The organism is Celeribacter marinus (genome assembly GCF_965656515.1).
GTDB classification, from domain to species: Bacteria; Pseudomonadota; Alphaproteobacteria; order Rhodobacterales; family Rhodobacteraceae; genus Celeribacter; species Celeribacter marinus_D.
The window spans coordinates 1-5,114 of record NZ_CBFHKW010000092.1; the positions used below are offsets into that span (position 1 = coordinate 1).

A 5,114-nucleotide genomic window follows, 5' to 3' on the forward strand; every position below is an offset into this window, starting at 1 on the left:
AATTTCACCGCGAACGAGCCACCGGATGACGCCCGCACCGTGTGCGAGGCATCGCCCAAAGTAACAACTACATTTAGCCCTGGCGTTGCCGTACCCGTAATCCAGACACCATCATCAGCCTCGTCAAAGTTGATGACGTTATCGCCCTCAACCGGACCGGTCGAGAGGGCAACATTGCCTGCCACAGTATCTACACGAACAGACGTTGCTGACTGCGCAGAGTTACCCGCCGCGTCTGTCGCAACTGCCGTGAGTGTCGTGTTGTATTCACCCGCAGGCAACGTACCCGCCGGAAGTGTGACATTCCAAACGCCGTTTGCGCCCGCCGCCGTGGTCATTTCCACACCTTGAAGCGTGACAACAACGATCGATCCGGGTTCGGCTGTGCCGGAGAACGTGAGCGGTTGACCGCTTTCGGAGAGGTTCACGATCTCGTCGCCACCCGAGTGGTTCGGATCAATCGCAACACCCATTTCGGTGTCGATATGGAATGTGCCAGATGTAGACGATGAATTGCCCGCCGCGTCCGTGGACACCGCCGTTACAGTGGCGTCGTAGGTGCCTTGGGGGAGCGAGCCATTGGCGTAGTTGACCGTCCACGTTCCATCGTCACCGACAGTTGTTGAGCGTGACACGCCCGCGACCGTCACCACCACAGTCGAGCCTGCCTCGCCGGTGCCGGACAAATCAACGCCCTCTTTCATTTCAGACAGGTTTACAGTGCCGTCACCGCCCGCGCCGCCCGCGTTCACCGTCACACCACCCTCAAGGTCGACGTGAACGTCATGCGTATAACTCGCCGCATTGCCTGCCGCGTCCGTAACTGTCGCAGAGATAGTGCTATTATATGTGCCAGACGGGAATTGCGTGCCGTCAAAAACGGCGCTCCATGTGCCATCTTGGCCCACGGTCGTTTCGACCTGCTGACCTTCCATTGTGACAACAACGGTCGCGCCAGCTTCGGAGGTTCCCGATACGGTCACATCGCCTGTAGCCTCGTCGATATTGATGACATTGTCGCCAGCAACCATATCAAACGTCAGGTCTTCCGCTTCGGTATCGACCAAAAGCGTATCCGTCACAGTCGTAGAGTTGCCCGCCCCGTCCGTGGACGTCACAGTCACATCTGTGGTGTATTCACCCTCTTCAATCGTTTCACTATCGAAATCGACCGTCCACGTGCCATCCTCGTTTACCGTGGTTGTGCCCGTGGTGTCGTTGATGGTGACATCTACCGTTGCACCCGGCTCACCCTCGCCCGAAATGCTAAAGCTGCCACTATCGTAGCCCTCGCCATTGACGATCGCACCGGTTCCTTCGGTTCCGTCCGTAATGACAACATCAGGCGCAGATGTGTCGGGCGCAGACCCGCCGTCACTTCCTCCGCCATCACCGGCGAGCGCACCAGCCGCCAAGGCTGCACCACCCGCACCAAGACCGAACAATGGGCCAAGCAATGGCGCGGCGATCGGCGCGACAACAGGCTCGATCCGCTCAAGGTCAAGGAACACCAACTGGTCGTATTCGCTCCACTTGCCCGACAAATCGACATCGCCGTAACTTGCCAGCAATTCACCCTCAGCCGTGTCTGCAAATTCAACCTCGGAGATAAAGCCGCGCTCGGACAGCAACAGCTCCTTCTCACCGCCAACAAAGAAGCCTTCGAGACGAATTTCCTTGCCACCGACCAACGTGAGGATCAGATCTCCTCCGTCGCGCGCATAACCCGCAACTGCGGCCTGCGTTGTGTTCAATGAAATGTCTTCTATGCCCGCCATACGGATGACTTCGACATCACCCGCGAGAGAAAGACTGCCTGTGTCGATTTCGCCCGCATTATTGCGGACGGTAAATTGCAAACCTACCATTATACATATTCACTTCTGCTCAAGTACGTGCCGCGTATCCGAAGTTTGGTCACAGCTATCATTACGCTCTAGCTTAGAAACTAACGTATACTCGAATCACTTGCTAGATTTTTCTGCGATTTCGGCAAAAAAAGCCCTATTTGCTACCAGATAACGCCATAAACCCCGCGCCGCTCCCAAGATTTGGAGGAGAACACGACATATTGGAAGTCAGGCAAGATAGCGAAAACGAACGACTATACTGACCTAGCGTCAGTCAGCACGACCCGCAGCGCGCAGCCGTAGTGCATTGCTGATCACAAAGACAGATGAGAGTGCCATTGCCCCCGCGCCCAGCATCGGAGAGAGCAAAACACCCCAAATCGGGTAGAGCACCCCCGCAGCAATCGGGATAAGCGCGATATTGTACGCAAAGGCCCAAAACAGGTTTTGGCGGATATTGCGCATCACCTTGCGGCTCAGGTCCAAGGCCGTGACCACCGCGCGCGGGTCCGCTCCCATCAAAACCACGTCCGCGGCCTCAATCGCAACATCAGTGCCGCTCCCAACGGCCAACCCCACATCTGCCGATGCCAACGCAGGCGCATCGTTTATCCCATCGCCAACAAATGCGATCTGGCCAAACTGCGCACGCAATGCCGCCACGATCTCGGCCTTGCCCTTCGGCAACACCTCCGCCTCGACCCGCTCAATGCCCAACGCGTCTGCAATCGCGCGTGCCGCCCGCTTGGTATCGCCCGAGATCATGACCACGGATAACCCGCGCGCATGTAACATCGCGACCGCCTCTTTCGAGCCCGCCCGCACACGGTCGGACACGCCAAGGACCATCGCAGGCACGCCGCCTATCGCCACCAAAACAGGGGTGCGCCCTTGCGCCTCCAACATCTCTAACGATGCGCCAAAAGGTGCCATCTCGACGCCTTCGCGCGCCATCAATCGCCCATTGCCGACCAAGATCGGCTGATCGCCCACCTGCGCACTCACCCCGTGTCCCGCGACCGCGCGGGCGCGACCAACCTTTGGCAGGATCAGGTCACGCTCTTGCGCCGCCCGTTCAATGGCGCGCGCAATCGGATGCTCCGATTTTGCCTCCACGGCGGCAACCATCGCCAGAACGGTATTTTCATCCTCAACCAGCGCGATGATATCCGTCACCACGGGCGCGCCCATCGTAAGTGTGCCGGTCTTGTCAAACGCCACCACCTTGACCGATTGCAACGCCTGAAGGGCATCACCCTTGCGAAACAACACGCCCAATTCTGCGGCCCGCCCCGTTCCCACCATGATCGATGTGGGCGTGGCCAGACCCATCGCACACGGACAGGCAATGATCAGCACAGACACCCCCGCAACAAGCGCATATTGCAACGCCGCATCAGGCCCAAAAGCCAACCAGACCAGAACAGTCAACGCTGCCAACACCATCACAGCGGGCACAAAATACATCGTCACCTTATCAACCAAAGACTGAATAGGGAGCTTGGCCCCTTGCGCATCTTCGACCATGCGAATGATCTGCGCCAACATGGTGTCGCCGCCCACCTTGAGCGCGCGGTAGCTCATCGCCCCCTCGCCGTTCACCGTACCCGCGATCAACGCCGCCCCTTCGCCCTTGGCCACGGGCAGCGGTTCGCCGGAGATCATCGCCTCGTCAACATGGCTATCGCCGCTGACCACAACACCGTCCACAGCGACCTTTTCACCGGGACGCAAGTGCACGATATCACCCACGACAACCTCGCCAATGGCCACATCAACAACCACCCCGTCACGCTCCACGCGGGCTGTCACGGCCTTCATCCCTGCCAGTTTGCGAATGGCCTCGCCCGTGCGCCCCTTTGCGCGCGCCTCCAAATATCGCCCCAACAAGATCAGCGTCACAATCACCGCCGCAGCCTCGAAATACACGTTGCGCGCGGCAGGCGGCAAATACCACGGCGCAAAAGTCGTCACGCATGAATAGGCAAACGCTGACCCCGCGCCCATCGCCACGAGCGAATTCATATCAGGCGCGCCGCGCAACAAGGCAGGAACCCCCTTCAAAAAGAACCCGCGCGCAGGGCCGATCAACACGATCAATGTGAGCCAAAACTGGATCAGCCGCCATGCTTGATGCTCCATCACCCCCATGATCCAACCATGGATAGGCGGGTATAAATGCCCCCCCATCTCAACGACGAACACCGGCAATGTGAAGGCAGCAGCAACGATCAACCGGCGTAAATAGCCGCGCGCCTCATCGGCTTTGCGATCCTCGCGCGGCGCATCTTGCGCGCGAGATCTTGCGGTGTACCCGACCCCCGCCACCGCGCCGCGTAGGGCATCCGCGTCTGTCACTCCGCTCAACACTGTGGCACTCGCCGTTTCCGCCGCCAGATTGACCGATGCGGCGATGACGCCCTCAACATCCGCCAAAGCCCGCTCAACCCGCCCGACACATGAGGCGCATGACATGCCCTCCACATCGAGCACGATGACCTCGGTCCGCGCGGGGTAACCCGCTTTATCCAAGGTTGCGACAATACTGGACATGTCCGCAGGCGCCTCAAACGTAATCTCCGCCGCCTCCACGGCAAGGTTCACATTGGCTGCATGAATGCCTTCGGCCGCCAAAAGAGCACGCTCGACACGTCCCACGCAGGACGCGCAGGTCATTCCCCCAACGCTCAATCTGACGGAGTGCATGCTGGCCTCTTTCGGTTAAATTCCTTGCCTCACCTAGGTGTCTAGGCGGCCATGCGTCAAGACGCAGCGCGACAAAGTGAACGCATTGCCTTTCACGGGCGATATGTTACTCATTTGAAGACATCAAAAGGAACCCGCTATGTCCGTGTTTTCAGTTCCCGATATGACGTGTGGCCATTGCAGCGCCTCCATCTTGCAGGCTCTCGAAGCCATCGATGATGACGTCGACATTGAGGTCGATATGGAGAACCGTGAAATTGATGTGCGCTCCAACGCCACAGACGCGGCTATCCTGAACGCCCTACAAGACGCCGGATACCCCGCCGAACTGCGTTCCTGAGCACGCCCACACGCCCCTTGTTCATTTATCTGCATTGCACCCGCGCCATGCCCGCGCAATAACGGTGCGTAAACCACGCAAGATGAACACGAGGGAGAGGCTGATGATCAAAGCCGACTGGATCGCTGTCGATTGGGGCACAACCGCTCTGCGCGCTTGGGCCATGAGCACAAGTGGCACTCTTCTGGCTGAGGCGCATTCAGAACAGGGTATGGGAT

At 58.8% G+C, this 5,114-nt stretch carries 3 protein-coding genes; 1 reads left to right on the forward strand and 2 read right to left on the reverse strand.

Annotated elements, in window-relative coordinates; genetic code table 11:
• Both ACTG34_RS13270 and ACTG34_RS13275 read right to left on the reverse strand, forming a co-directional pair.
• A partial coding sequence (locus tag ACTG34_RS13270) for an Ig-like domain-containing protein (RefSeq protein WP_439105364.1) occupies positions 1–1,868 on the reverse strand: 1,868 nt, incomplete at its 3' end.
• 252 nt (positions 1,869–2,120) lie between these two features.
• Positions 2,121–4,556: a heavy metal translocating P-type ATPase gene (locus tag ACTG34_RS13275; RefSeq protein WP_439105365.1), complete on the reverse strand. Its 2,436-nt coding sequence runs from the start codon at positions 4,554–4,556 to the stop codon at positions 2,121–2,123.
• A gap of 139 nt (positions 4,557–4,695) precedes the next feature.
• On the opposite strand from ACTG34_RS13275, the gene ACTG34_RS13280 reads away from it, so the two are divergent.
• Entirely contained in the window at positions 4,696–4,896 is a 201-nt protein-coding gene (locus ACTG34_RS13280) for a heavy-metal-associated domain-containing protein (RefSeq protein WP_439105366.1), read from the forward strand.
• Positions 4,897–5,114: the final 218 nt, after the last annotated feature.